This window comes from Pseudomonas sp. NCHU5216, from assembly GCF_052156495.1.
In the GTDB taxonomy this organism is placed as follows: domain Bacteria; phylum Pseudomonadota; class Gammaproteobacteria; order Pseudomonadales; family Pseudomonadaceae; genus Aquipseudomonas.
In genome coordinates, this window is sequence record NZ_JBQLIX010000004.1 from 51,533 (window position 1) to 75,077 (window position 23,545).

At 65.5% G+C, this 23,545-nt stretch carries 24 protein-coding genes; 13 read left to right on the plus strand and 11 right to left on the minus strand.

The features are described from left to right. Positions 1–6: 6 nt before the first annotated feature. The 5 genes from ACSVIK_RS04560 to pilG form a co-directional block, all read right to left on the minus strand. Positions 7–867: a protein-glutamate O-methyltransferase gene (locus ACSVIK_RS04560; RefSeq protein ID WP_442443186.1), complete on the minus strand. Its 861-nt coding sequence runs from the start codon at positions 865–867 to the stop codon at positions 7–9. Between the two features lie 66 nt (positions 868–933). Continuing rightward, positions 934–2,970, minus strand: coding sequence for a methyl-accepting chemotaxis protein (locus ACSVIK_RS04565; protein ID WP_442443187.1), 2,037 nt, complete (start codon positions 2,968–2,970; stop codon positions 934–936). Positions 2,971–3,054: 84 nt separating this feature from the next. After that, positions 3,055–3,591, minus strand: a complete 537-nt coding sequence (locus tag ACSVIK_RS04570) for a chemotaxis protein CheW (protein ID WP_442443188.1) — start codon at positions 3,589–3,591, stop codon at positions 3,055–3,057. A 108-nt stretch (positions 3,592–3,699) separates the two neighbouring features. Next, positions 3,700–4,065: a twitching motility response regulator PilH gene (gene pilH, locus ACSVIK_RS04575; RefSeq protein WP_268179619.1), complete on the minus strand. Its 366-nt coding sequence runs from the start codon at positions 4,063–4,065 to the stop codon at positions 3,700–3,702. Between the two features lie 46 nt (positions 4,066–4,111). Beyond that, complete coding sequence (pilG, locus tag ACSVIK_RS04580; protein WP_268179621.1) at positions 4,112–4,519, minus strand: twitching motility response regulator PilG; 408 nt, start codon at positions 4,517–4,519, stop codon at positions 4,112–4,114. Between the two features lie 245 nt (positions 4,520–4,764). Between pilG and gshB the strand changes: the two genes are divergently transcribed. From gshB to ACSVIK_RS04620, 8 genes are all read left to right on the plus strand, one after another. Next, the gene (gene gshB, locus ACSVIK_RS04585; protein ID WP_442443189.1) at positions 4,765–5,721 is read left to right on the plus strand and encodes a glutathione synthase; all 957 of its coding nucleotides are present in this window, start codon (positions 4,765–4,767) and stop codon (positions 5,719–5,721) included. An 86-nt stretch (positions 5,722–5,807) separates the two neighbouring features. Then, a complete protein-coding gene (locus ACSVIK_RS04590; RefSeq protein WP_442443190.1) occupies positions 5,808–6,704 on the plus strand; it encodes a TonB family protein in 897 nt (298 codons plus the stop codon). A 124-nt stretch (positions 6,705–6,828) separates the two neighbouring features. Next, positions 6,829–7,398, plus strand: a complete 570-nt coding sequence (locus ACSVIK_RS04595; protein ID WP_442443191.1) for a YqgE/AlgH family protein — start codon at positions 6,829–6,831, stop codon at positions 7,396–7,398. Continuing rightward, on the plus strand, positions 7,395–7,832 hold the full coding sequence (gene ruvX / locus ACSVIK_RS04600) for a Holliday junction resolvase RuvX (protein WP_442443339.1): 438 nt from the start codon (positions 7,395–7,397) through the stop codon (positions 7,830–7,832). Before ACSVIK_RS04595 ends, ruvX begins: the two co-directional genes overlap by 4 nt. 26 nt (positions 7,833–7,858) lie before the next feature. Further along, positions 7,859–8,365, plus strand: coding sequence for a bifunctional pyr operon transcriptional regulator/uracil phosphoribosyltransferase PyrR (gene pyrR, locus ACSVIK_RS04605; protein WP_442443192.1), 507 nt, complete (start codon positions 7,859–7,861; stop codon positions 8,363–8,365). Positions 8,366–8,376: 11 nt separating this feature from the next. Beyond that, a complete protein-coding gene (locus tag ACSVIK_RS04610) occupies positions 8,377–9,384 on the plus strand; it encodes an aspartate carbamoyltransferase catalytic subunit (protein WP_442443193.1) in 1,008 nt (335 codons plus the stop codon). After that, positions 9,384–10,655 (plus strand): dihydroorotase, encoded by a 1,272-nt coding sequence (locus ACSVIK_RS04615; protein WP_442443194.1) that lies wholly within the window; start codon positions 9,384–9,386, stop codon positions 10,653–10,655. Before ACSVIK_RS04610 ends, ACSVIK_RS04615 begins: the two co-directional genes overlap by 1 nt. Positions 10,656–11,071: 416 nt before the next feature. Then, complete coding sequence (locus ACSVIK_RS04620) at positions 11,072–12,979, plus strand: beta-ketoacyl synthase (protein WP_442443195.1); 1,908 nt, start codon at positions 11,072–11,074, stop codon at positions 12,977–12,979. Positions 12,980–13,081: 102 nt separating this feature from the next. On the opposite strand, the gene cysQ is transcribed toward ACSVIK_RS04620, so the two are convergent. Continuing rightward, positions 13,082–13,906: a 3'(2'),5'-bisphosphate nucleotidase CysQ gene (gene cysQ, locus ACSVIK_RS04625; protein ID WP_442443196.1), complete on the minus strand. Its 825-nt coding sequence runs from the start codon at positions 13,904–13,906 to the stop codon at positions 13,082–13,084. Further along, a complete protein-coding gene (gene nudE / locus ACSVIK_RS04630; protein WP_268179634.1) occupies positions 13,903–14,469 on the minus strand; it encodes an ADP compounds hydrolase NudE in 567 nt (188 codons plus the stop codon). The genes cysQ and nudE overlap by 4 nt, the downstream gene beginning before the upstream one ends. Positions 14,470–14,594: 125 nt before the next feature. Between nudE and yrfG the strand changes: the two genes are divergently transcribed. The 5 genes from yrfG to ACSVIK_RS04655 all read left to right on the plus strand — a co-directional run bounded on the left by yrfG (position 14,595) and on the right by ACSVIK_RS04655 (position 19,915). Next, positions 14,595–15,257 (plus strand): GMP/IMP nucleotidase, encoded by a 663-nt coding sequence (yrfG, locus tag ACSVIK_RS04635; RefSeq protein ID WP_442443197.1) that lies wholly within the window; start codon positions 14,595–14,597, stop codon positions 15,255–15,257. A gap of 8 nt (positions 15,258–15,265) precedes the next feature. After that, the gene (locus ACSVIK_RS04640; RefSeq protein WP_442443198.1) at positions 15,266–16,162 is read left to right on the plus strand and encodes a LysR family transcriptional regulator; all 897 of its coding nucleotides are present in this window, start codon (positions 15,266–15,268) and stop codon (positions 16,160–16,162) included. Between the two features lie 95 nt (positions 16,163–16,257). Beyond that, on the plus strand, positions 16,258–17,073 hold the full coding sequence (fdhD, locus tag ACSVIK_RS04645) for a formate dehydrogenase accessory sulfurtransferase FdhD (protein WP_442443199.1): 816 nt from the start codon (positions 16,258–16,260) through the stop codon (positions 17,071–17,073). Then, positions 17,070–19,400 (plus strand): FdhF/YdeP family oxidoreductase, encoded by a 2,331-nt coding sequence (locus ACSVIK_RS04650; protein WP_442443200.1) that lies wholly within the window; start codon positions 17,070–17,072, stop codon positions 19,398–19,400. The genes fdhD and ACSVIK_RS04650 overlap by 4 nt, the downstream gene beginning before the upstream one ends. A gap of 77 nt (positions 19,401–19,477) precedes the next feature. Beyond that, on the plus strand, positions 19,478–19,915 hold the full coding sequence (locus ACSVIK_RS04655) for a glycine zipper domain-containing protein (protein WP_442443201.1): 438 nt from the start codon (positions 19,478–19,480) through the stop codon (positions 19,913–19,915). On the opposite strand, the gene ACSVIK_RS04660 is transcribed toward ACSVIK_RS04655, so the two are convergent. The 4 genes from ACSVIK_RS04660 to ACSVIK_RS04675 form a co-directional block, all read right to left on the minus strand. After that, positions 19,909–20,679: a DUF4824 family protein gene (locus ACSVIK_RS04660; protein WP_442443202.1), complete on the minus strand. Its 771-nt coding sequence runs from the start codon at positions 20,677–20,679 to the stop codon at positions 19,909–19,911. The genes ACSVIK_RS04655 and ACSVIK_RS04660 overlap by 7 nt on opposite strands. Continuing rightward, positions 20,676–21,740 (minus strand): DUF2157 domain-containing protein, encoded by a 1,065-nt coding sequence (locus ACSVIK_RS04665; RefSeq protein ID WP_442443203.1) that lies wholly within the window; start codon positions 21,738–21,740, stop codon positions 20,676–20,678. The genes ACSVIK_RS04660 and ACSVIK_RS04665 overlap by 4 nt, the downstream gene beginning before the upstream one ends. Before the next feature lie 106 nt (positions 21,741–21,846). After that, positions 21,847–22,281, minus strand: coding sequence for an acyl-CoA thioesterase (locus ACSVIK_RS04670; protein ID WP_442443204.1), 435 nt, complete (start codon positions 22,279–22,281; stop codon positions 21,847–21,849). A 97-nt stretch (positions 22,282–22,378) separates the two neighbouring features. Then, positions 22,379–23,542, minus strand: a complete 1,164-nt coding sequence (locus tag ACSVIK_RS04675; RefSeq protein WP_442443205.1) for an iron-containing alcohol dehydrogenase — start codon at positions 23,540–23,542, stop codon at positions 22,379–22,381. Positions 23,543–23,545 lie beyond the last annotated feature (3 nt).

Here is a 23,545-nt window from a genome sequence, read left to right on the forward strand (position 1 = left end):
TTGGCCTTATCCCTTGCGGGTAAACGCCAGAACTCGCTCGTCGGCCAGCGGCACCAATTGCGGGTGCTGCCAGCCGGCTACCTCGCCCACGCCCACGACCAGCAATCCTCCCGGCACCAGGCTCTCGACCAGGCGATTGAGGATGTCGCGACGGCGCCAGCGGCGGAAATAGATCAGCAAGTTCTGACAAAAAATCACATCCATGCCGGACATCGGCGCCGTGGCCAGTTCCAGCACATTGAGCCGGGCACAGCACACACGTGCCGCCAGGCTCGGTACCACCTTGAAACGTCCATCGGCCTGCGCGAGAAAATAGCGTTCGCGCAGCGCACTGCTCACCTGCTCCAGACGGCGCGCCGAGTAACAGCCTGCGCGGGCCTTCTCCAATGCGCCCAGGCTGATATCCGTGCCGGTTACCGCGAAGTGCTCCGGCGCCTCGCTGCCCTGCAATGTCTCGGCCGCCAGGATGGCCAGGGAATAAGGCTCCTCACCACTGGAACAGCCCACACTCCACAGTTCCCAGGGCTTGCCCAGCCCGGCCGCCAGGCGCTCCTGCAGGTACTGCCCGAGCACCTCGAACGAGGGCTGATGGCGGAAGAAGCGGGTCTCCTGCACGGTCAGACGATCCAGCAGGGTCGACCACTCCACCGCACCGCGCGGCCCATCGGTCACCTGGCGGTAGTAGCTGGCGTAATCCGTCACGCCCAGTTCGCGCATGCGCGCGCTCAGGTTGGTCTGCAGGAATGCACGGCGTTGCTCGCTGACCACCACGCCGGTGCGCTCTTCGAGGAGCGTCTGCCAGTCGTGGAAATCGGCTTGCGACATGTCGGCTACGGGCGTCAACGCCCAGATGCCGGCTGGCTGCATACCCTGCCCCTCGCCCTGTGTCATGGCTGTCACGCGGCAGTCGCGTCGGCCCGCCGCTCTCCTTTATCAGGCGTCCGGGAGGGTGAAACCGGAAACCGACTTGCGCATCTCACTGGCCATCTTGGCCAGGTTACCGATGCTGCGCGCGGTGGCGGTGGTACCCGAGGACGTCTGCGAGGTGATTTCCTGAATCACGTTCATGGTGTTGGAAATGTGGCCGGCCGAAGAGGCCTGCTGCCGTGCAGCGTTGGAGATGTTCTGGATCAGCGCCGCGAGGGTCTTCGATACCTTCTCGATCTCTTCCAGGGCCACCCCGGCGTCCTGCGCTAGGCGGGCACCGCGCACCACTTCGGAAGTCGTCTGCTCCATGGAGATAACGGCCTCGTTGGTGTCGGTCTGAATGGTTTTCACCAGCGCCTCGATCTGCTTGGTGGCCGCCGAGGAGCGTTCTGCGAGGCGTTGTACCTCGTCCGCTACCACGGCGAAGCCGCGACCCGCATCACCGGCCATGGACGCCTGGATCGCGGCGTTCAGGGCGAGGATGTTGGTCTGGTCGGCAATGTCGTTGATCAGGCTGACGATGTCACCGATCTCCTGGGACGATTCACCGAGGCGTTTGATCCGCTTCGAGGTGTCCTGGATCTGCTCACGGATGTTATCCATGCCGGTGATGGTGTTGTGTACGACTTCGTTGCCCTTGTTGGCGATGGCTACGGAACGTTCCGCTACCGCCGAGGATTCGCTGGCGTTGGCCGATACCTGGTCAATCGACACGGCCATCTCGTTGATCGCCGCCGAGGCACCGGCAATTTCCTGCGCCTGGTGCTCGGAAGCCTCGGCCAGATGCATGGCCGTGGCCTGGGTTTCCTGGGCGGCCGAGGCCACCTGCACGGCGGTCTGGTTGATGGTGGCCACCAGGTCGCGGAGCTGGTCGATGGAGTAGTTGATGGAGTCGGCGATGGCGCCGGTGAAGTCCTCGGTTACCGTCGCGGCCACCGTCAGGTCACCGTCGGCGAGGTCGGCGATTTCATCGAGCAGACGCAGGATCGCCGCCTGGTTACGGTCGTTCTTCTCGGCGGTTTCGGCCAGTCGACGGTTGGTTTCACGCACCATCACTAGGCCGATGAGGATGATCGAACCCAGCGCCAGCACACCCAGCGCATAACCGAACAGGGTGTTGATGGTGCGCCCAGCGGCCTGCCCCTCGAAGCCGACGGCCAGTTGCGAGGCCTTGTCCAGCAGGGTCTGCGAGACGGTGAAGATGGAATTGGCCGACTCACGCACCTGGAACAGTTCCGGCGAGGTTTCCAGAATCTCGTCCACCGAACCGGATACGAACTCGAACAGCTCGGAGATTTCCGAGAGGCGCTCCAGGGCCTCTTCGTCGGTCACCTGGCTGATCTCCATGGCCGCGTTGCCTTCGAGCATGGCATTGAGCACGCGGCCGAACAGGCTGGCGTCACGACCGAACATGTCAGCGGCCTGCACCGAATCCTCGTCACCGGCCAGTACCTTGTTCACCGAGCCGAGAATACGTTCGGCCAGCAACGACTGACGCTGGGCCACGGCCACCTGGGCCGCCGGCGCGCCACTTTCCAGGAGGATGTCGACTACCTCCTCGTACTCGACCTGCAACTGCGGAATGGTTTCGGCCAGGGTGGCGGCAACCTGGTGCAGCGACAGTACGGTCTGCTCGCTGGCCAGGATGGCGTCGGCATTCTGCCGCAGGCTGTCCCAGTCCTGCTGCACGGCTGCCATCTGCGGCGCCACCGCCTCGGGTGCCGGCGGCAGCCCGGTTTCGGCGTCCCCATCGGTGAGGAAGTTCCAGCGCTGCTGGAAGTCGTTGCGCGCATCGCGCAGCAGGCCGAAGGCCTCGGACTTGCCGGTGGCCGCTTCCGTGGCGTTCTTGGCGATACGCTGGGACAAAACGCGCAGTTCACCGGAGTGACCGATGTACTCGGTGTCATAGTTCGACTGCGTGTTCATGTACGCGAAGTTGGCGAACTCCAATATGATGGAGACGATCAGCACCACGAACAGGCCCGCGATCAGCGCACTGCTACGCGCTCCGCCCAACAAGTTGCTTGCATTGAGTTTCTTCATTATCTGGCCCCCGCCTGGACCAACCGCACAACGGCTTTCGTGTAACGCCAAAAGGCCGGCAGAGCCGACCCAACCGAAAATCTTCTAATAAGCGACATCGAGGAACGCCTGGTCTCGTATCAAAGCCTGTGGGCTGAAGACCAACCAGGGTTGCTCACGCTGGAATAGCCCGTGGATGAAGGGCTGCATGCTCGCCTCCAGAGGCGGTAGCTGCTCGGAAAAGGTATCCACGGGAAAATGCTGCATACCGAAGACTTCGTCGACCGTAAGGCCTGCGAAGATGTCCTGGTGGTCGACGACCAGCACGCGGCGCAGCTTGCGCAGCGGTGACAGCTCATTGCCGAAGAAACCACACAGATCCATCACCGGCAGCAAACGACCGCGAACGTTGGCCACACCCTTGACCCAGCTCTTGACCCCCGGCAACTGGGTGTAACGCGGCTCGTGGAGCACCTCGCCCACTTCCCCCATCGGCGCCACGAAATAGCGCTCGCCCATGCGAAAACCGATGCCGCTCCAGGTCTGCACCGCCGCCTGCTGGGAGGGCAGGCCGGCAGCCAGCGCACGACAACGCTGATCGATCTCGAGCAGAATCTGGAAAGGGGTCAATACGTCCGACATGCCCGCCCTGGCCTTCTTATGGAGTATTCGGACGACACGGCATCAGGGCACCTCTGAAATGGACCTGCGCGACCATCACTGCCTCGCCTGGTTTTTCAGAGGTATCCATCAACCGGCCAGTACCGAGTTGAGGGTTTTCAGCAGCGTATCTTCGTCGACCGGCTTGGTCAGGTAATCCTTGGCGCCCTGGCGCTTGCCCCAGACCTTGTCGGTTTCCTGATCCTTGGTGGTGACGATGATCACCGGGATATGACTGGTTTCGGCATCCTTGGTCAGTTGACGAGTCGCCTGGAAACCATTGAGGCCGGGCATGACGATATCCATCAGCACGACGTCGGGTTTCTCCTGGCGGGCCAGGGCCACGCCGTCCGCACCATTTTCCGCCTTCAGCACCTGATGCCCGTGCTTTTCCAGCATGGCGGTCAGCTTGTACATCTCGGTCGGGGAGTCATCAACTATCAGAATTCGAGCCATGGTGTTTCCCAATACAGAAGAGGCGTACGACCCGTGGGCCGCGACGTCAGGAGGCTTGTTCTACCGGAGTGAAGTCCGGCACATGAGTCTTGATGGCACCGAGCAGCTCTTCCTTGCTGAAGGGCTTGGTCAGATACTGATCGGAACCCACGATGCGTCCTTTGGCCTTGTCGAACAGACCATCCTTGGAGGACAGCATGATCACCGGGGTGGATTTGAAAGCACTGTTGTTCTTGATCAGGGCACAGGTCTGATAACCATCGAGACGCGGCATCATGATGTCGACGAAGATGATGCTCGGATGGGTGTCGGCGATCTTGGCCAAGGCATCGAAGCCGTCGACCGCAGTGATGACTTCGCAGCCCACCTTCTTCAGCAAGGTTTCCGCAGTGCGACGAATCGTCTTCGAGTCGTCGATCACCATCACTTTCAAGCCGTCGCAATGCTGTTCCATGTTTGCCCTACCATCGCCTCGGTGAGTCGTTCATTTACTTGCTTTCAGTATGCCTGAGGCCCTGTTACCGGAGGGCGTGCGCACCACCGACGGGCCTTTGTAGCACACTCTCCAGATGCAATCTATAAGCCCGCCGGGGCGCTCAGCACCCTTGACCACCGCCCCGCCTGACGCCACCCTGACAGCCCTTATCCGGCACAACCCACAAGGCTTGCGCCCCTATCTTTCCTGCGGAGAGTCACCCCATGAGCCTTAGTCTCGGGATCGTCATGGATCCCATCGCGGACATCAACTTCAAGAAAGACAGCTCGCTGGCCATGCTGCTGGCGGCCCAGGCTCGCGGCTGGTCGCTGCTCTACATGGAACAACGGGATCTTTACCAGGCCCGCGGCCAAGCCCGAGGTCGCATGCGCCCGCTGAAGGTATTCAACGACGCGCAGCACTGGTTCGAGCTTGCCGACGAGCAGGACAGCCCCCTTGCCGAACTGGACGTGATCCTGATGCGCAAGGATCCGCCCTTCGATAACGAGTTCGTCTACTCCACTTATCTATTGGAACAGGCCGAGCGTGACGGCGTGCTGGTGGTCAACCGGCCACAGAGCCTGCGCGACTGCAACGAAAAATTCTTCGCCACCCAGTTTCCTCAATTCACACCGCCGACCCTAGTCAGTCGTCGGGCCGATATTCTGCGCCAGTTTGCCGATGAGCACCGTGACATCATTCTCAAACCCCTGGATGGCATGGGTGGATCACAGATATTTCGTCACCGTGCCGGCGACCCCAACCTCTCGGTGATTCTGGAAAGCCTCACTCAGCATGGACAGCAACAGATCATGGCGCAAGGCTACCTGCCAGCGATTCTCGAGGGTGACAAGCGCATCCTGATGATCGATGGCGAGCCGATCCCCTATTGCCTGGCGCGCATTCCCGCTGCTGGCGAAACGCGCGGCAACCTGGCCGCAGGCGGCCGTGGCGAGGCTCGCCCACTGACCGAGCGGGACAAGGAGATCGCCGCCGCCGTCGCCCCCACGCTGCGGGAAAAGGGATTGATCTTCGTCGGCCTCGACGTGATCGGTGAGCACCTGACGGAAATCAACGTCACCAGCCCCACCTGCATCCGTGAGATCGATGCGGCCTTCGATACCCGTATCGGCGAACGCCTGATGGCCTGCATCGCCGAAAAACTTGGCGCAAAAGCTTGACGCAAGTGGCAGCCTGGCGCTTCGCGCTTGCAGCCTGAAGCGCCGCGCCGCAGACTGCGCGTCACTCAAAGCAGACCCGATGTGCGATGAACGCAGCAACTCCTACCCCCACCGCCAGTTCGACCAAGGTGCGCCCGGCCGACCGCCTGGGCTTCACCCTGTTCGTCGCGGCTGCGCTGCACATCGCCCTGATTCTCGGAGTCGGCTTCACCCTGGAGCCACCGCCGCAGATCAGCAAGACGCTGGAAATCACCCTGTCCACCTTCAAGAGCGAGGAAAAGCCCAAGGAAGCGGATTTCCTCGCTCAGGACAACCAGCAGGGTAGCGGCACCCTGGAACAGGCGGCCGCACCGAAGACCACCGAACAGGCGCGTTTTCAGGACAGTGAGGTGCGCAAGGTCACCCCGCCCAGCGCGCCGCAGCAACCGGCCAGCAAGCAGCAAGCGCCCAAGGCGGCCGTGGCCACCCGCGCGCCCCAGCAGCAGAAAACCCCGGTCAAGCGCGAAGAAAGCAAGCCCGTGCGCGAAACCAAGCCGGCGCCGGTGTTCGACTCCGCGCAACTCTCGGCGGAAATCGCCAGCCTGGAGGCCGAGCTGGCCCAGGAAGTCCAGGCCTACGCCAAGCGCCCGAAGATCTACCGCCTCAGCGCCGCCTCGACCATGCGCGACAAGGGCGCCTGGTACAAGGACGAGTGGCGCAAGAAGGTCGAGCGCATCGGCAATCTCAACTACCCCGACGACGCCCGCCGCCAGCGCATCTACGGCAGCCTGCGCCTGCTGGTGTCGATCAACCGCGACGGCAGCCTCTATGAAGTGCAGGTGCTGGAATCCTCCGGCCACCCGGTGCTCGACCAGGCCGCCCAGCGCATCGTGCGCCTGGCCGCGCCCTATGCCCCCTTCACCGGCGACCTGGCCGACATCGACCGCCTGGAGATCATCCGCACCTGGCGCTTCGAGCGCGGCGACCGGCTGTCGAGTAACTGATAGGAGCAGCTGCAAGCTTCAAGCTTCAAGCTTCAAGCCGCAAGAAATGCCACCCTCGCCCACCAGGCTTTTCGCTTTTACTTGCAGCTTGTGGCTTGCAGCTTGCGGCTTCAAACTACCCATCATGAAGACTTCAGCCCCCACTTCGCTCAAGCATCACTTTCTGATCGCCATGCCGCATATGGTCGATCCGAACTTCGCGCAGACCGTCACCTACCTGGTCGAGCACAACGATCAGGGGGCCATGGGTCTGGTGATCAACAAGCCCAACGGCCTCAACCTGGCCGACGTGCTGGAGCAACTGCGCCCGGACGAGGAGCCGGCCGTGCTGTGCCACAGCCTGCCGATCTTCGCCGGCGGCCCGGTGCAGACCGATCGCGGTTTCGTCCTCCACCCGGCTGGCCAGCAGTTCCAGGCCACCCTGGATCTGGGCGAGCTGGGCCTGTCCACCTCGCAGGACGTGCTGTTCGCCATCGCCGACGGCAATGGCCCGGAGCGTTACCTGATCACCCTTGGCTACGCCGGCTGGGAAGCCGGGCAACTGGAAGCCGAGCTGGCCGAAAACGCCTGGCTGACCTGCCCGGCCGACAACGCCATCCTCTTCGACCTGCCCTTCGACCAACGCCTGAACGCCGCTGCCGCATGCCTGGGGGTCAATCTCAGCCTGCTCACCTCGCAGGCCGGGCACGCCTGATGAGCGACAAGCCACTGCGCCTGCTGCTGGGCTTCGACTACGGCACCAAGCAGATCGGCGTCGCGGTCGGCCAGGTGATCACCGGCCAGGCCCGCGAGCTGGGCACGCTCAAGGCGCAGAACGGGGTGCCGGACTGGAACCGCGTCGAAGCGCTGATCAAGGAGTGGCAGCCGGACGCCGTGGTGGTCGGCCTGCCGCTGAACATGGATGGCACCCCCAGCGAGATGAGCGCCCGCGCCGAGAAGTTCGCCCGCCGCCTCAATGGTCGCTTCAACCTGCCCGCCTACACCCACGACGAACGCCTGACCACCTTCGAGGCCAAGGGCCAGCGCCTGCGTGAGGGTCAGAGTGGCGGCTATCGCGAGCGCCCGGTGGATGCCCTGGCCGCAGCGCTGCTGCTGCAAGGCTGGCTCGAGGAACATTGCCCGGGCTGAACCTGTCGGCCCGCAACGAGGAGTCTGTGATGCTACCCAACCCCAACGACCTGCTGCCAGCCATGGCCAGCGCGCTGACCCAGCACCTGAACCAGCGCCAGATCGGCGAACCCCGCTTCATCGGCATCCGCACCGGTGGCGTCTGGGTCGCCCAGGCCCTGCTGGCTGCCCTGGATCGCGATGACGCCCTGGGCATCCTCGACGTGTCCTTCTACCGCGACGACTTCACCCAGAACGGCCTGCACCCGCAGGTACAACCGTCCGAGCTGCCCTTCGAGATCGAAGGCCAGCACCTGGTACTGATCGATGACGTGCTGATGAGCGGGCGCACCATCCGCGCCGCGCTGAACGAACTGTTCGATTACGGCCGCCCGGCCAGCGTCACCCTGGTCAGCCTGCTCGACCTCAATGCCCGCGAACTGCCGATCCGCCCTGATGTGGTCGGCGCCACCCTGTCGCTGGCCACCAACCAGCGGGTAAAATTGTCCGGCCCCACGCCGCTGACCCTCGAACTTCAGACGCTCGCCAACTGAGACTCCCCGCGATGACGCCACTCGCCGCCAAGCGCCCGCTGCAGCTCAATGATCAAGGCCAACTGCGCCATTTCCTCTCACTCGACGGCCTGCCCCGCGAGCTGTTGACCGAAATCCTCGACACCGCCGACTCCTTCCTCGAAGTCGGCGCGCGGGCGGTGAAGAAAGTCCCGCTGCTGCGCGGCAAGACGGTGTGCAACGTGTTCTTCGAGAACTCCACGCGCACCCGCACCACCTTCGAGCTGGCCGCCCAGCGCCTGTCGGCGGACGTCATCAGCCTCAACGTGTCGACCAGCTCCACCAGCAAGGGCGAGACGCTGTTCGACACCCTGCGCAACCTCGAGGCCATGGCCGCCGACATCTTCGTCGTGCGCCATGCCGACTCCGGCGCCGCGCACTTCATCGCCGAACACGTATGCCCGAACCTGGCGATCATCAACGGTGGCGACGGCCGCCACGCGCACCCGACCCAGGGCATGCTCGACATGCTCACCATCCGCCGCCACAAGGGCGACTTCGAGAACCTCTCGGTGGCTATCGTCGGCGACATCCTGCACTCGCGGGTGGCGCGCTCGAACATGCTGGCGCTGAAGGCCCTGGGCTGCCCGGACATCCGCGTCATCGCGCCGAAGACCCTGCTGCCCATCGGCCTGGAGCAAAGCTACGGCGTGCGCGTGTTCAGCGACGCCAACGAGGGCCTCAAGGATGTGGACGTGGTGATCATGCTGCGTCTGCAACGCGAGCGCATGCAGGGCGGCCTGCTACCCAGCGAGGGCGAGTTCTACCGCCTGTTCGGCCTCACCGAGCAACGCCTCAAGCTGGCCAAGCCGGATGCCCTGGTGATGCACCCGGGCCCGATCAACCGGGGCGTGGAGATCGAGTCGGCAGTGGCCGACGGCCCGCAGTCGGTGATCCTCAATCAGGTCACCTACGGCATCGCCATCCGCATGGCCGTGCTGTCCATGGCCATGAGCGGGCAGAACGCCCAACGTCAACTCAATGCCGAGGAGGCCAACTGATGCGTACCGCAATCCTCGGCGCCCGCGTGATCGACCCGGCCAGCGGCCTGGATCAGGTCAGCAACCTTTATATCGATGGCGGCAAGCTGGCCGCCATTGGCCAGGCGCCGGCCGGTTTCACTGCCGACAAGACCCTCGACGCCCAGGGCCTGATCGCCGCGCCAGGGCTGGTCGACCTGTCCGTGGCCCTGCGCGAGCCGGGCTACAGCCGCAAGGGCAGCATCGCCAGTGAAACCCTGGCCGCAGCGGCTGGCGGCGTCACCAGCCTGTGCTGCCCGCCGATCACCAAGCCGGTGCTGGATACCTCGGCGGTGGCCGAGCTGATCCTCGACCGCGCTCGCGAAGCCGGGCACACCAAGGTCTTCCCCATCGGCGCCCTGAGCAAAGGCCTGGCCGGCGAGCAGCTTGCAGAACTGGTCGCCCTGCGCGATGCCGGCTGCGTGGCTTTCGGCAATGGCCTGGACAACTTCCGCAGCAGCCGCACCCTGCGCCGCGCACTGGAATATGCAGCCACCTTCGACCTGCAGGTGATCTTCCATTCGCAGGACTTCGACCTGGCCGAAGGCGGCCTGGCCCACGAAGGCCCGACCGCCAGCTTCCTCGGCCTGGCCGGCATCCCGGAAACCGCCGAAACCGTGGCCCTGGCCCGCGACCTGCTGCTGGTGGAACAGAGCGGCGTACGCGCGCACTTCAGCCAGATCACCAGCGCCCGTGGCGCCGAGCTGATCGCCGATGCCCAGGCCCGTGGCCTGCCGGTAACCGCCGATGTGGCGCTGTACCAGTTGATCCTCACCGATGAGGCGCTGATCGATTTCTCCAGCCTCTATCACGTGCAGCCGCCACTGCGTTCGCGAGCCGACCGCGACGGCCTGCGCGAGGCGCTGAAGGCCGGGGTGATCTCGGCCATCGCCAGCCACCACCAGCCGCACGAGCGTGACGCCAAGCTGGCGCCCTTCGCCGCCACCGAGCCGGGCATCAGCAGCGTGCAATTGCTGCTGCCACTGGCCATGAGCCTGGTGCAAGACGGCCTGCTGAATCTGCCAACCCTGCTGGCGCGCCTGTCCAGCGGCCCGGCCGCCGCACTGCGTCTGCCGGCAGGCAGCCTGAGCGTGGGCAATGCTGCCGATATCGTGCTGTTCGATGCACAGGCCTCCACCGTTGCGGGCGAGCAGTGGTACTCCAAGGGCAGCAACTGCCCCTTCATCGGCCACTGCCTGCCCGGCGCGGTGCGCTACACCCTGGTGGACGGGCAGATCAGCTACCAGGGCTGAGCCGACACGAGCCCGCCACCCGGCGGGCTCACGTAGGGTGCGCTGCGCGCACCAGCCTTTAGAGAGTTAGTGGTGCGCGCAGCGCACCCTACTCGCTAGCCAGGAGTTCTGGGCGGCGGTTGCGGTGCCGAATTCGGCATGGCCCGGCGGGCTGCTCGCTTCGCTCGCGAGGCCGCCCTACGGGTGGTGTTCCGAGCAGCCGGCGTCCCGCTTCGCTCTGCGCCCAACGATCGACTTCATCGTTCGCGACAAGCATCGCACTCGCCACGACATTGGACGAATGCGTGACTCGACAGTCATGATCCACGTCAGGTTAGGCAGCCGAAATTTTCCAAACGCCACCGCCCTATGACCCCACCCGCGCCCACTGGCGCCGGTCTGGCGTCGCGCTGGCCTTGTTCAGGAGCTTTTGAGTTATGTCGCGCTTACCTGTGATCGTGGGTTTTGGGGGTTACAACGCAGCCGGGCGCAGCTCCTTCCACCATGGCTTCCGTCGTACCGTGCAGGAGTCGCTGGAACCCCAGGCGCGCCAGGAGACCCTGGCCGGGCTGGCGCAGATGATGAAGCTGGTGCGCGTGGTCGATGGCCAGTATCAGGACCAGCACGGCCAAGCGCTGAGCCTGGCCGAGATCGAAAGCCGCTATGCCAAGGAAATTCTCGCCGGTACTCTGGTGCGCCGCATCGAGCAGCAGCACCTGGATCCGGACGCCGCGCACTGGCAGAAAAGCATCGGCGTGGCCCCGGCCAATGGCAACAGCCTGAGCTTCGTCACCCTGCGCAAACAACTGCCCGAGCCACTGCCGGCCAACTGGTCGGTGGAAGAGCTGGAGGGCAACGAAGTGCGCGTCACCCTGCACGACAGTTGCGAGTTCAAGGTGGACAGCTATCGCCCGCTGGCGGTGAAATCCGCCGGCCAACTGCCCAGCGGCTTCGAGCCGAGCGAGCTGTACAACTCGCGCTTCCACCCGCGCGGTCTGGCCATGACCGTGGTCGGCGTCACCGACGCGTTGCGCTCGGTGGGCATCGACTGGCAGCGCATCGTCCAGCACGTGGCACCGGATGAGATCGCCGTATTCGCCAGTTGCATCATGAGCCAGCTCGACGAGAACGGCTTCGGCGGCATGATGCAGTCGCGCCTGAAAGGCGGCCGCGTCACCGCCAAGCAACTGGCCCTGGGCCTGAACACCATGCCGGCGGACTTCATCAACGCCTACGTGCTCGGCAGTGTCGGCACCACCGGCAGCATCACCGGTGCCTGCGCCACCTTCCTCTACAACCTGCAGAAGGGCATCGAGCAGATCGTCGCTGGCAAGGCCCGCGTGGTCATCGTCGGCAGCAGCGAGGCGCCGATCAACCAGGAGTGCATCGAGGGCTACGGCGCCATGGGCGCACTGGCCACCGAGGAAGGCCTGCGCCAGATCGAAGGCAAGAGCGAGGTGGACTTCCGCCGCGCCAGCCGTCCGTTCGGCGACAACTGCGGCTTCACCCTGGCCGAGGCCTGCCAGTTCGTGGTGCTGATGGACGACGAGCTGGCCCTGGAGCTGGGCGCCGATATCCACGGCGCAGTGCCGGACGTCTTCATCAACGCCGACGGCTTCAAGAAATCCATTTCCGCCCCCGGCCCGGGCAACTACCTGACCGTGGCCAAGGCCGTGGCCAGTGCCGTGCAACTGCTCGGCCTGGACGCCGTGCGCAGCCGCAGCTTCGTCCATGCCCATGGCTCCAGCACCCCGGCCAACCGCGTCACCGAGTCGGAAATCCTCGACCGCGTGGCCAGCGCCTTCGGCATTGAGCAGTGGCCGGTGACGGCGGTCAAGGCCTTCGTCGGTCACTCCCTGGCCACCGCCAGCGGCGACCAGGTGATCGCCGCTCTCGGCGCCTTCAAGTACGGCATCGTGCCAGGCCTGAAAACCATCGATGCGGTGGCAGGTGACGTGCATCAGGATCACCTGAGCCTGTCCACCGAGGATCGCAAGATGGGCGAACAGGCGCTGGACGTGGCCTTCATCAACTCCAAGGGCTTCGGCGGCAACAATGCCAGCGCCTTGGTACTGGCCCCCCATGTGGTCGAGCGCATGCTGCGCAAGCGCCATGGCCAGGCCGCCTTCGACGCCTACCTGGCACGCCGCGAGAGCACCCGTGCCGCCGCTGCCGCCTATGATCAGCTAGCCCTACAGGGCAAGCTGGACATCATCTACAACTTCGGCAACGACATGATCGACGACCAGGCCATCTCCATCACTACCGAAGAGGTGAAGGTGCCCGGCTTCGAGCAACCGCTGGTGTTCAAGAAGGACGCGCGCTACAGCGATATGCTCGATTGAGCGAAGCGCCAACGGCGCACCAATCCGTAGGAGTGAGCTCTGCTCGCGAAGCTTCTGGATCACCCAGGTTCGCGAGCAGAGCTCGCTCCTACAGGTCAGGCTTCATGGTTGCAGATCGCGCGCCAGCTCGATCAACTCGCCGCGCCACTCGGCAGCGGCCGGCAGCGCCAGGAAAGACGGATTGAGAAAGGACTCGCGCGCCTCGTAGGTGAGCACTTCGCCGGCCAGGTTCAACACCTCACCACCGGCCCCTTCCAGCACACCCTGCGCCGCCGCCGTATCCCACTGTGAAGTGGGCGCCAGGCGCGGGTAGCAGTCAGCATTGCCTTCGGCCAGCAGGCAGAACTTCAGCGAACTGCCGATATTGGCCAGCGCCGGCTCACCGAAACGCGCGGCCCAGCCTGCGAGCAGGCTTTCCTGCGCCGGACTGGAATGGCGCTTGCTGGCCACCAGGGTCAGGCCCTGCGCCGGCGCCAGGCGCACGCGAATCGGCTGCTCGTCACCTGGCGCCTCGCTGCACCAAGCGCCCAGGCCGGCGCCGCCGTAATAGCAGCAGCCATTGGCGGGAATACCCACCACACCGAAGACCACACGGCCTTGCTCGATCAAGGCGACATTGACCGTGAACTCTTCCGAGCCAGCGATGAATTCCTTGGTGCCATCGAGCGGATCGACCAGCCACCAGCGCGTCCAGGCTGCGCGTTCGTCCAGGGGGATATCGGCAGCCTCTTCCGACAGCACCGGAATCTCCGGCGCCAGCGCCTGCAGGCCATCGAAAAGAATATGATGCGCGGCCAGATCGGCGGCGGTCACCGGCGAGGCATCGGCCTTCTCTGTCACCGCCACGTCGCTGCGCCAATAAGGCAAGGTCGCCGCGCCAGCTTCACGCACCAGCTCGATCACCTGGGGAATAGAGGGATGACTCACGGGCGGAACTCCCCGCGCTGGGTCAGCAGGTCACGCACCAGGTACAGCGCCGCCAGCGCTCGGCCTTCGCTGAACTGTTCGTGCTGGGCCAGGCTCGACAGCTCACGCAGGCTGATGCGGTCGACCCGCATCGGCTCGGGCTCGTCACCCGGCAGGCGCTCCTCGTACAGATCACGCGCCAGCACCACCTTGATCTTCTGGCTCATGTAGCCGGGCGACAGGCTGAGCTCGGTGATGTACTCCAGTTCGTGCGCGCCAAAACCCGCCTCCTCCTTGAGCTCACGGTTGGCCGCCACCAGCACGTCCTCGCCCGGCTCGATCAACCCCTTGGGCAGCGACAATTGGTAGTCGTCGGTGCCGCCGCAGTATTCCTCGACCAGCACCGCATGCTCGGCATCGAGCATGGCCACCACCATCACCGCGCCGTAGCCCGGCCCCTTGCCGACCAGCCGCTCGTAGGTGCGCTCGGCGCCATTGGAAAAGCGCAACTGCACCTCCTCGACACGGAACAGGCGGCTGCTGGCGACGATCTCGCGAGCGAGAACCGTGGGTTTTTGACGCATGGGGCGACTCCTTGGCGAGACCTGGTCGGTTATCATACAGCGGCTTTGACGATTATCCCCGGCGCAGATTGCGCGTTCGCGACGCTGGCCGGCAGATTCACGACCTCTACTCATCAGGCGCGCCCATGCCTCATCTGCCCTGGCACCAGATCGACACCGTCCTGCTGGACATGGACGGCACCCTGCTCGACCTGCACTTCGACAATCACTTCTGGCTCAGCCATCTGCCACGGCGCTACGCCGAGCACCACGGCATTAGCCTGGCGCTGGCCGAAGCCGAGCTGCTGCCGCTGTTTCACCAACATGCGGGCACCTTGAACTGGTATTGCCTGGACTTCTGGAGCCGCGAGCTGAAACTGCCGATCCGCGAACTCAAGCGCGAAGTGGCCCACCTGATCGCCCTGCGCCCGGATGCCGAGGCGTTTCTGCGCGCCCTGCGCGAGGCCGGCAAGCGCGTGGTATTGATCACCAACGCGCACCGCGACTCGCTGTCGCTGAAGCTGGAGCGCGTCGAACTGGCGCCCTGGTTCGAGCGCCTGATCAGCTCCCACGACTATGGCTTTCCCAAGGAGAACCAGCAGTTCTGGTTCGCCCTGCATCAGGACGTCGACTTCGACCCGGCGCGCAGCCTGTTCATCGATGATAGCCTGCCGATCCTGCGTAGCGCCGGGCGCTTCGGCGTCGCCCACCTGCTGGCCGTGCGCCAGCCGGACAGCCAGGCGGCGCCCAAGGACACCGAGGAGTTCGCGGCGGTGGAGGATTACCACAGCCTGATCGCAGGCCTCTGAGGACGTCCATGGACATCAAGCAGTTGAAGTTTCTCGTCGCCCTCGACGAAACCCGCCACTTCGGCCAGGCCGCAGCGCGTTGCCACGTGACCCAGCCGACCCTGTCCATGCGCCTGCGCCAGTTGGAAGAAGAGCTGGGCCTGGAGCTGGTACGGCGTGGCCAGCGCTTCGAGGGTTTCAGTGCCGAGGGCGAGCGCATTCTCGCCTGGGCACGCAGCCTGCTCGCCGCCGAGGACGGCCTATATGCCGAAGCTGCCGCCTGTCGCGGGCAACTGGTGGGCACCCTGCGCCTGGGTGTGGTGCCGCTGGCCAGCTTCGACCCGATGCACCTGGTCAGCCTGTTCGCCGAGCAGCATCCCAGCCTGAACTTCCAGCTACATGCCTTGAGCAGCGAACGGATTATCGAGGGTCTGGGGCGCAACCAGCTCGATCTCGGCCTGTCCTACCTCGACCGCCTGGATCGTCAGCACTTCGCCTGCCTGGAACTGGCGGAAGCGCGCATGGGCCTGCTGTTCTCTCCCCGGCACTTTCCCTTCACCAGCAACAGCCTGCGCTGGGACGAGCTGGCCGCGGTGCCGCTGGGCCTGCTGTCCAGCGGCATGCACTTTCGCCAGTCCATCGATCACAGCTTCCGCGCACGTGGGTTGAGCCCGCGAGTGCGCCTGCAAACCGACGCCGTGCATCAGTTGACCCGCGCCGTCGGCGCCGGGCTGTGCTGCAGCATCATGCCGCTGCAGACCGGCGACTGGCCGGCCGCCCCGCACCTGCGCCTGCTGCCCATCGAAGACGCGCACACCCTTGCCCCCATGGGCCTGATCCGGCGTCGTAGCGCTCCCGATTCGCCGCTGGCGCAGGCCTGCTTCGAGGCTGCGGAACAGTGGCTGGCGCGCCACTCGGCAAACTGATAGATCCTGTCGATCAGGATATCGAATCAGACGATTAGACGACCGCCGGGCAACGGCTTAGGCTAGCTGAGTCAAATTGTCTCAGGGAGTCACCGATGCCCCAGCGCAAAGCCTCCCCAGCCGCTTCCAGCGCCTACAGCTACGCCGAACTGGGCTCTCGCCAGGCCCATCAGGCCGCCCTGGCCGAAGAATGCGCCCTGGCCATCAGCTACAACGATCTGAACCAGGCAGTGATGATGGTTTCGCCTCATCATCTGGAAGATTTTGCAATAGGTTTCAGCCTCGGCAATGGCCTGATCAGTTCTATCGATGACATCTATGACATCAACATCCGCGGCCTTGCCGAAAGCCGCGAGGCGCGCCTCGAAGTCAGCAGCCGCTGCTTCTGGGCGATCAAGCAACAGCGCCGGCAACTGGCCGGCAGCAGCGGTTGCGGCCTGTGCGGCGTGGATGCCCTGGAACAGGCACTGCCAAAGCTGCAGGCACTGCCCGGAGCGCCGCTGCCCCCTCTGGCGCACCTGCAAGGCCTGCGTGAGCGCATTGGCGAACAGCAGCAACTGGCCCGCAACAGCGGCGCTCTGCACGCCGCCCTGTTCATCGATGGACAGGGCGAGATCCGCCTGTGCCGCGAGGACATCGGCCGCCACAACGCCCTGGACAAGCTGATCGGCGCCCTGGCCCGCCAGCGTATCGACACCACCACGGGCTTCGCCCTGGTCACCAGCCGCTGCAGCCTGGAACTGCTGCACAAGGCCGTGCGCGCTGGCCTCGGCACCCTCGTCAGCCTGTCGGCGCCCACCGCCCTGACCGTCGAGTGGGCACGCCGCCACCGCCTCAACCTGATCCATCTTCCCCATCACAGTACGCCGCGCGTCTACAGCCCGGCGCCCGCTCCTGAAGAATCCGCATGAGCCTGCAACCCGTCGACCCTCGTTACAAACCCTACAACGGCCCCGCCGCCGGTTGGGGTGCGCTGAAGAGCGTCACCCGCTTCTGGCTGGACAGCAAGCAGCCGTTCAAGAACCTGCGCGCCCTGCTCAAGACCAACCAGAACGGCGGCTTCGACTGCCCCGGCTGTGCCTGGGGCGATTCGCCCGAGGACGGGCGCATCAAGTTCTGCGAGAACGGCGCCAAGGCAGTCAACTGGGAAGCCACCAAGCGCCGCGTGGACGCCGCTTTCTTCGCCCGCTACACGGTCAGCCAACTGCGCGAGCAGAGCGACTACTGGCTCGAATACCAGGGCCGCCTGACGCACCCGATGCGCTACGACGCCAGCACCGACCGTTACCTGCAGACCACCTGGGACGAGGCCTTCGCCCTGATCGCCGAGCACCTCAAGGCGCTGCCGAGCCCGGATCAGGCCGAGTTCTACACCTCTGGCCGTGCCAGCAACGAGGCAGCGTACCTGTACCAGTTGTTCGTCCGCGCATACGGCAGCAACAACTTCCCTGACTGCTCGAACATGTGCCACGAAGCCAGTGGCGTGGCGCTGATCGAAAGCATCGGAGTCGGCAAGGGCACCGTGACCTTCGCCGACTTCGAGCATGCCGACGCCATCTTCGTGTTCGGCCAGAACCCCGGCACCAACCACCCGCGCATGCTCGAACCGCTGCGCGAGGCGGTCAAGCGCGGCGCCCAGGTGGTCTGTTTCAACCCGCTCAAGGAGCGCGGCCTGGAGCGCTTCCAGCACCCGCAACATGCTCTGGAGATGCTCACCAACGGCTCCGAACCGCTCAACACCGCGTTCTTCCGACCGGCCTTGGGTGGCGACATGGCCGCCGTGCGCGGCATCGCCAAGTTCCTCCTGCAGTGGGAACGCGAGGCGCAAGCCAAGGGTGAGCCGGCCGTGTTCGACCACGCCTTCATCGCCGAACACAGCGATGGCCTGCAGGCTTATCTGGAGGCGGTGGACGCCACCGACTGGCAGCATATCGAGCAGCAATCCGGGCTGCCTCTGGCCGAAATCGAACAGGCCGCGCGCATGTACCGCCGCGCCGAGCGGGTAATCATCTGCTGGGCCATGGGCCTGACCCAGCATCACCATTCGGTGCCGACCATTCAGGAAATCGTCAACCTGCAACTGCTGCGCGGCCAGATCGGCCGCCCGGGTGCTGGCCTGTGCCCGGTGCGCGGCCACAGCAACGTGCAGGGTGACCGCACCATGGGCATCAATGAACGCCCGCCGGCGGCCCTGCTCGACGCCCTGGAACAACGCTTCGGCTTCAGCGTGCCGCGTCACGACGGGCACAACACGGTGGAGGCGATCAACGCCATGCTGGCGGGCCAGGCCAAGGTGTTCATCGGCCTTGGTGGTAACTTCGCCCAGGCCACCCCGGACAGCCCGCGCACCCATCAGGCCCTGATGAACTGCGCGCTGACCGTGCAGATCAGCACCAAGCTCAACCGCAGCCACCTCACCGTCGGCCGCGACGCGCTGATCCTGCCCTGCCTGGGACGTACCGACATCGACCGCCAGGCCGACGGCCCGCAGGCGGTGACGGTGGAAGACTCGTTCAGCATGATCCACGCCTCCTACGGCCAACTGGAGCCGCTGAGCGGCAGCGACATGCGCTCGGAACCGGCCATCATCGCTGGTATCGCCAAGGCTACCCTGGGCGATCATCCGGTGGATTGGGACGCGCTGATCGCCAACTACGAGCGCATCCGCGAGCTGATCGCCGACACCATCCCCGGGTTTCGGGACTTCAACCGCCGCGTCGCCAACCCCGGCGGCTTCTACCTTGGCAATGCAGCCAGTGCGCGAACCTGGCAGACCAGCACCGGGCGTGCCCTGTTCATGGCTCATGCGCTGCCGCAGAGCCTGATCCACGAACGCATCCGTGGCAGCGGCCAGCAGCCGGATCTGATCCTGCAGACACTGCGCTCGCACGACCAGTACAACACCACCATCTATGGCCTCGACGACCGCTACCGGGGCGTGCGTGGCCAGCGCAACGTGGTCTTTGCCAACGCGGCCGATATCCGCCGCCTGGGCCTGACCCCGGGGCAGAAGGTGGACATGCTGTCGCTATGGGACGACGGTATCGAGCGCAAGGTGGAGGGCTTCACCCTGCTGGCCTTCGACATTCCCAGCGGCCAGGCTGCGGCCTACTACCCGGAAACCAACCCCCTGGTACCGCTGGACAGCTACGGCGTCGGCAGCCACACCCCGACCAGCAAGTTCGTCGCCATCCGCCTGCTGCCTTCGCAGGCGGGCAAGCTGCTGGCCGCCGGCTGACGGGAGGCGCGGAACCTCGCTCAGGGCCGGCCGGTCAATGGCATGACGCCGAAGCACGGCTCCCTGACGAGGTTTTCATGAAGTCACTGCAACTCTTTTTCCTGACCCTGGGCATCGGCAGTGGCGGTTACGCTTTCGCCGACAATACCGAGGCCGGTCTCGGCGGGGCATTGGGTGGCGCGGTCGGCGCGCTGGTTGGCCAGCAGGTCGGCGGCAACACCGGCGCGGCGGTGGGTGCAGGCCTCGGCGGTGCAGCCGGTAGCATGGTCGGCGCGGATCGCCGCAGCCGCACCGAGGCCGCCATTGGCGGCGGCTTGGGCGCAGCGGGCGGCAACGTGCTCGGTCAGCAGGTCGGCGGCAATACCGGCGGCCTGGTCGGCGCCGCCGTCGGTGGCGGTGTCGGCGGGGCGCTAGGCAACCACATGGGCAACGCCAGCTACGACGATGATCGGCGCGGCAAGCACCGCCACCACCACCACGGCAAGAAACACAAGAAGCACTGGCGCCGTCACTGACGGATGCCGAGCACCCAGGGTTCATGGCGGCGTCCGAAGGCGACTTCGACCTGCGCCTTGAACCCTGATCGCTCGTAACTGCGCGGCCAGCCCCGGGCCAGTTCGCGATAGGCGTAGGGAAGGCTCAGGCGGTCGTTCGCAAGATCGATGATCGCGCCGTAACCGGCCTCCCCGGCCTGGCGATAAGGTTCAATATGCCCGACCAGCACGACCTGGCGCTGCCGATCGGGCCAGCGCTTTCGCAGTATTTCGGCATCGGGCCCCGCATCCACCAATACCAGGCGGCTGGCCTGCTGCTGCTCGTGCAACAGACGTCGGCGGCGCTCGTCACGCTCGCGCTGCAGCACCTGGCTCTCGGGTCTGCTGCGCAACTCCATTTCGGCGGCCTGCAAGGCCTGGCGCGCCTGCTCGATCTGGCGCTGGTAGGCCGGCCCATCCAGTTCGAGCACCAGCCAGACTTCGCGCTGCGCTTGCCGCATCAGGGCATCTCCGTCCGAGCCGGGCGCGAACCCCAGCTCGCGCAACTTGGCTTCGTCCAGCCAGGGCAATTGCCCTCCATGGCCGGGACGTTGCCAACTGAGCTGCAGGCGCAATACCTCCTCGCCCTGGTCAGGCAGCCAGCCACTCTGGACGCGCTGCAACTCGCGCTCACTGAGCAGCAGCCGCGCCTCGGGCTCACCGCTCCGGTTGTACCAGACGCCCCCCAGGGCGAGTGCATTGCTCAGCAGCACCACCCCCAGGCCCAGCCACAGCGCACGCTTCATGGCGCACCGCCTGGCGCGCTACGCCGCCAACGTTGCAGCACCACCAGAAGCAGCAAGGCGATCAGCCCGAGCAGGAGGAAGAACAGGTAGTGCGGCAGCAACAGCCACCACCAGTCGAACAGCTTGGCGAAGAGCATGACCAAGGCGAAGACCAGACCGGTATTGACCACCTCGCCCCAGCCGCGACGGATGCCGAGCCACATCGTCGATCCCGCGAGAACGAAGCCGAGCACCTGGTAGAAGGCCTCGATCCAGTTCGATGGCCAGTCGAGGTAGCTGCCGCGCCCCCAATAGGACAGCACCAGCACCGGGCCGAGCAGGTAGAGCAGCCCCATCACCCGATAGCAGGCGGCGAACCCCGGATAACGGCGCTGCTCGAGCCACTGCGGCACGAGCAGCAGCACCACCAACGGCATGAACAGTTCCGGCCGCTCGCTCAGCGTCCACCAGTGCCAGCCTGCCCAGTCGCCGATGCGCGCGGCGACGAACAGACCGAAGCACAGCAGCGCCACCACCAGCAGCAGACGCTGGCGACACTGATAGGCCAGCAACAGAGCCAGCGCTGCCCAGGGCAGCAGGGCCTTGTCCGAAGGCGTGATATTGAAGATCTGCCCGAGCATCGACAGATTCAGCACGAAGCAGACGAATGCCAGCACCGCCGCCAACTTGGCGTAGTAGCCAGAGGCGTCCCGCGCCTGCAGCCAGAAGCACAGCAGCAGGCTACCCAGGGCACTGCCGAGCAGGATGGCGACTTGCGCGAAAGCGTCGAACAGGCCCCAGAACTGGTAGAAGAGAAAGAACAGTCCAGCCGCCAGGGCCAGCGCGCCGAACAGCGAGGCCAGGCGCATGCCCAGCGACAACTGCCGCGCGCGGGCATCGGCATCGATATCCAGCGTCTGGCGATAGTGCGCCAGCAAGCCTTGATGATGGCTGGCGACGGCCTGCGCCTGCGCCTCGCTCAGTTGCAGCACATGCTCCCGGCGCAGCTCGGCCAGTTCCTCGCGAAAGGCGGCGATACGGGCGGCGCGCTGCTGCGCCTGCTCACGCTGGAGTTCGGACATGGGCACTCCCTGGCGGTTGACAGCCCACAGCCTAGCAGGCCAGGCCCAAAGGTGCGCAAGGCGCGGGGTATGTGGCTCTGGGTAGGGTGCGCCGTGCGCACCGCTGTCATTCCCTCAGCAATGCCGCCAACGCCGAGCGCAGCGGCTCGGGAATGGTCACCGGGCGGTTGCTCGCGCGCTCGACGAACACATGCACGAAGCGCCCAGCAGCGCAGGCTTGTTCCTCACCGGCCTTGAAGATCGCCAGCTCGTACTGCACCGAGCTGTTGCCCAGCTTGCCGACTCGCAAACCGACCTCGATGGCATCGGGGAAGGCAATGGAAGCGAAGTAGTCGCAGGCCGAGCTGACCACGAAGCCCACCACCTCGCCGTCATGGATATCCAGCCCACCCTCGGCGATCAGATAGGCATTCACAGCGCTGTCGAAGTAGCTGTAGTAGGTAACGTTGTTGACGTGGCCGTAGAGGTCGTTGTCGTGCCAGCGCGTGGTGATCGGCTGGAAGTGGCAGTAGTCGCCACGCAGGTGTTGGGGTTGGCTCATCGAGAGTCCTTTGGATGGTGTGGTGCGCGCGGCGCACCCTACGACGAAATAGCGCCGACACGTAGGGTGCGCCGCGCGCACCAGCGGCAATGTCGCTTCAATAGGCCGCCTGATAAATGGCCAGGGCCTGCTGCTCGTTCATTTCACGCGGGTTGTTCACCAGCAGGCGCTGCTGCAGCATGGCGTCCGCCGCCAGTGTCGGCAACATGGCCTCGCTGACCCCAGCATCGCGCAGGCGCGTCGGCAGGCCGCTGCGCTGGCTGAACGCGGCCAGGGCTTCGATCAGTTGCTCGGTGTGCGCCGCCGCACTGCCCGCACGCAGGCGCTCGCCCAAGACCAGCGGCGCCAGCTCGGCATACAGCGGTGCAGCGGCTGGTGCATTGAAGGCCAGCACCTGCGGCAGCACCAGAGCGTTGGACAGCCCATGGGGAATATGGAAATGCCCGCCCAGCGGATAGGCCAGGGCATGCACTGCCGCCACAGGCGCGTTGGCGAAGGCCTGGCCAGCCAGGCAGGCGCCGAGCAGCATGGCCTGGCGCGCCTCGCGGTTACCGCCGTTGTGCACCACCTCGTCGAGGTTGGCTGCCAGCAGGCGCAGCGCCTCACGCGCCAGCAGGTCGGAAAGCGGGTTCTTCTTCAAGGCGCTGGTATAGGCCTCGATGGCATGCACCATGGCGTCGATGCCGGTGGCAGCGGTCACCGCCGACGGCAGGCCGAGGGTCAGGTCAGCGTCGAGCAGGGCCAGATCGGGCAGCAACAGCGGTGAAACCACGCCCATCTTGGTGGTTTCGCCGGTGGTAACGATGGCGATGGGCGTCACCTCGGAGCCGGTGCCGGCAGTGGTCGGCACCTGGATCAGCGGCAGGCGCCGACCACGGGCATTGCCCACGCCGTAGATATCGCTCAGCGCCTGGGCGCAATCGGGATGGGCCAGCAAGGCCACCAGCTTGGCCACGTCCATCGAGCTGCCGCCACCGAAGCCCACCACCAGCTCCGCCTGCAGCTCGCGGGCCTGGGCCACGGCTGCCAGCACCACGGCCTCGGGCGGGTCGGCCAGCACCTGGTCGAAGACCTGCACGGCCATGCCGGCGCGGGTGAAGCCCGGCAGCAAGGGTTCGAGCAGGCCCAGACGGGTGATGCCCGGGTCGGTGACGATCAGCACGCGCTGGGCGCCGCGCTCGCGGCAGAGTTCGGCCAGGCGCAGGCTGGCGCCGGATTCGCAGAGCATCTGCGCGGTGGTGGCGAAGCTGAAGGGATGCATGGG

Bases quoted from the DNA above. Each gene is read 5' to 3' on its own strand.
- ACSVIK_RS04560 (WP_442443186.1), bottom strand. From the start codon at position 867: ATGCAGCCAGCCGGCATCTGGGCGTTGACGCCCGTAGCCGACATGTCG.
- ACSVIK_RS04565 (WP_442443187.1), bottom strand. From the start codon at position 2,970: ATGAAGAAACTCAATGCAAGCAACTTGTTGGGCGGAGCGCGTAGCAGT.
- ACSVIK_RS04570 (WP_442443188.1), bottom strand. From the start codon at position 3,591: ATGTCGGACGTATTGACCCCTTTCCAGATTCTGCTCGAGATCGATCAG.
- pilH (WP_268179619.1), bottom strand. From the start codon at position 4,065: ATGGCTCGAATTCTGATAGTTGATGACTCCCCGACCGAGATGTACAAG.
- pilG (WP_268179621.1), bottom strand. From the start codon at position 4,519: ATGGAACAGCATTGCGACGGCTTGAAAGTGATGGTGATCGACGACTCG.
- gshB (WP_442443189.1), top strand. From the start codon at position 4,765: ATGAGCCTTAGTCTCGGGATCGTCATGGATCCCATCGCGGACATCAAC.
- ACSVIK_RS04590 (WP_442443190.1), top strand. From the start codon at position 5,808: ATGAACGCAGCAACTCCTACCCCCACCGCCAGTTCGACCAAGGTGCGC.
- ACSVIK_RS04595 (WP_442443191.1), top strand. From the start codon at position 6,829: ATGAAGACTTCAGCCCCCACTTCGCTCAAGCATCACTTTCTGATCGCC.
- ACSVIK_RS04610 (WP_442443193.1), top strand. From the start codon at position 8,377: ATGACGCCACTCGCCGCCAAGCGCCCGCTGCAGCTCAATGATCAAGGC.
- ACSVIK_RS04615 (WP_442443194.1), top strand. From the start codon at position 9,384: ATGCGTACCGCAATCCTCGGCGCCCGCGTGATCGACCCGGCCAGCGGC.
- ACSVIK_RS04620 (WP_442443195.1), top strand. From the start codon at position 11,072: ATGTCGCGCTTACCTGTGATCGTGGGTTTTGGGGGTTACAACGCAGCC.
- nudE (WP_268179634.1), bottom strand. From the start codon at position 14,469: ATGCGTCAAAAACCCACGGTTCTCGCTCGCGAGATCGTCGCCAGCAGC.
- yrfG (WP_442443197.1), top strand. From the start codon at position 14,595: ATGCCTCATCTGCCCTGGCACCAGATCGACACCGTCCTGCTGGACATG.
- ACSVIK_RS04640 (WP_442443198.1), top strand. From the start codon at position 15,266: ATGGACATCAAGCAGTTGAAGTTTCTCGTCGCCCTCGACGAAACCCGC.
- fdhD (WP_442443199.1), top strand. From the start codon at position 16,258: ATGCCCCAGCGCAAAGCCTCCCCAGCCGCTTCCAGCGCCTACAGCTAC.
- ACSVIK_RS04650 (WP_442443200.1), top strand. From the start codon at position 17,070: ATGAGCCTGCAACCCGTCGACCCTCGTTACAAACCCTACAACGGCCCC.
- ACSVIK_RS04655 (WP_442443201.1), top strand. From the start codon at position 19,478: ATGAAGTCACTGCAACTCTTTTTCCTGACCCTGGGCATCGGCAGTGGC.
- ACSVIK_RS04660 (WP_442443202.1), bottom strand. From the start codon at position 20,679: ATGAAGCGTGCGCTGTGGCTGGGCCTGGGGGTGGTGCTGCTGAGCAAT.
- ACSVIK_RS04665 (WP_442443203.1), bottom strand. From the start codon at position 21,740: ATGTCCGAACTCCAGCGTGAGCAGGCGCAGCAGCGCGCCGCCCGTATC.
- ACSVIK_RS04670 (WP_442443204.1), bottom strand. From the start codon at position 22,281: ATGAGCCAACCCCAACACCTGCGTGGCGACTACTGCCACTTCCAGCCG.
- ACSVIK_RS04675 (WP_442443205.1), bottom strand. From the start codon at position 23,542: ATGCATCCCTTCAGCTTCGCCACCACCGCGCAGATGCTCTGCGAATCC.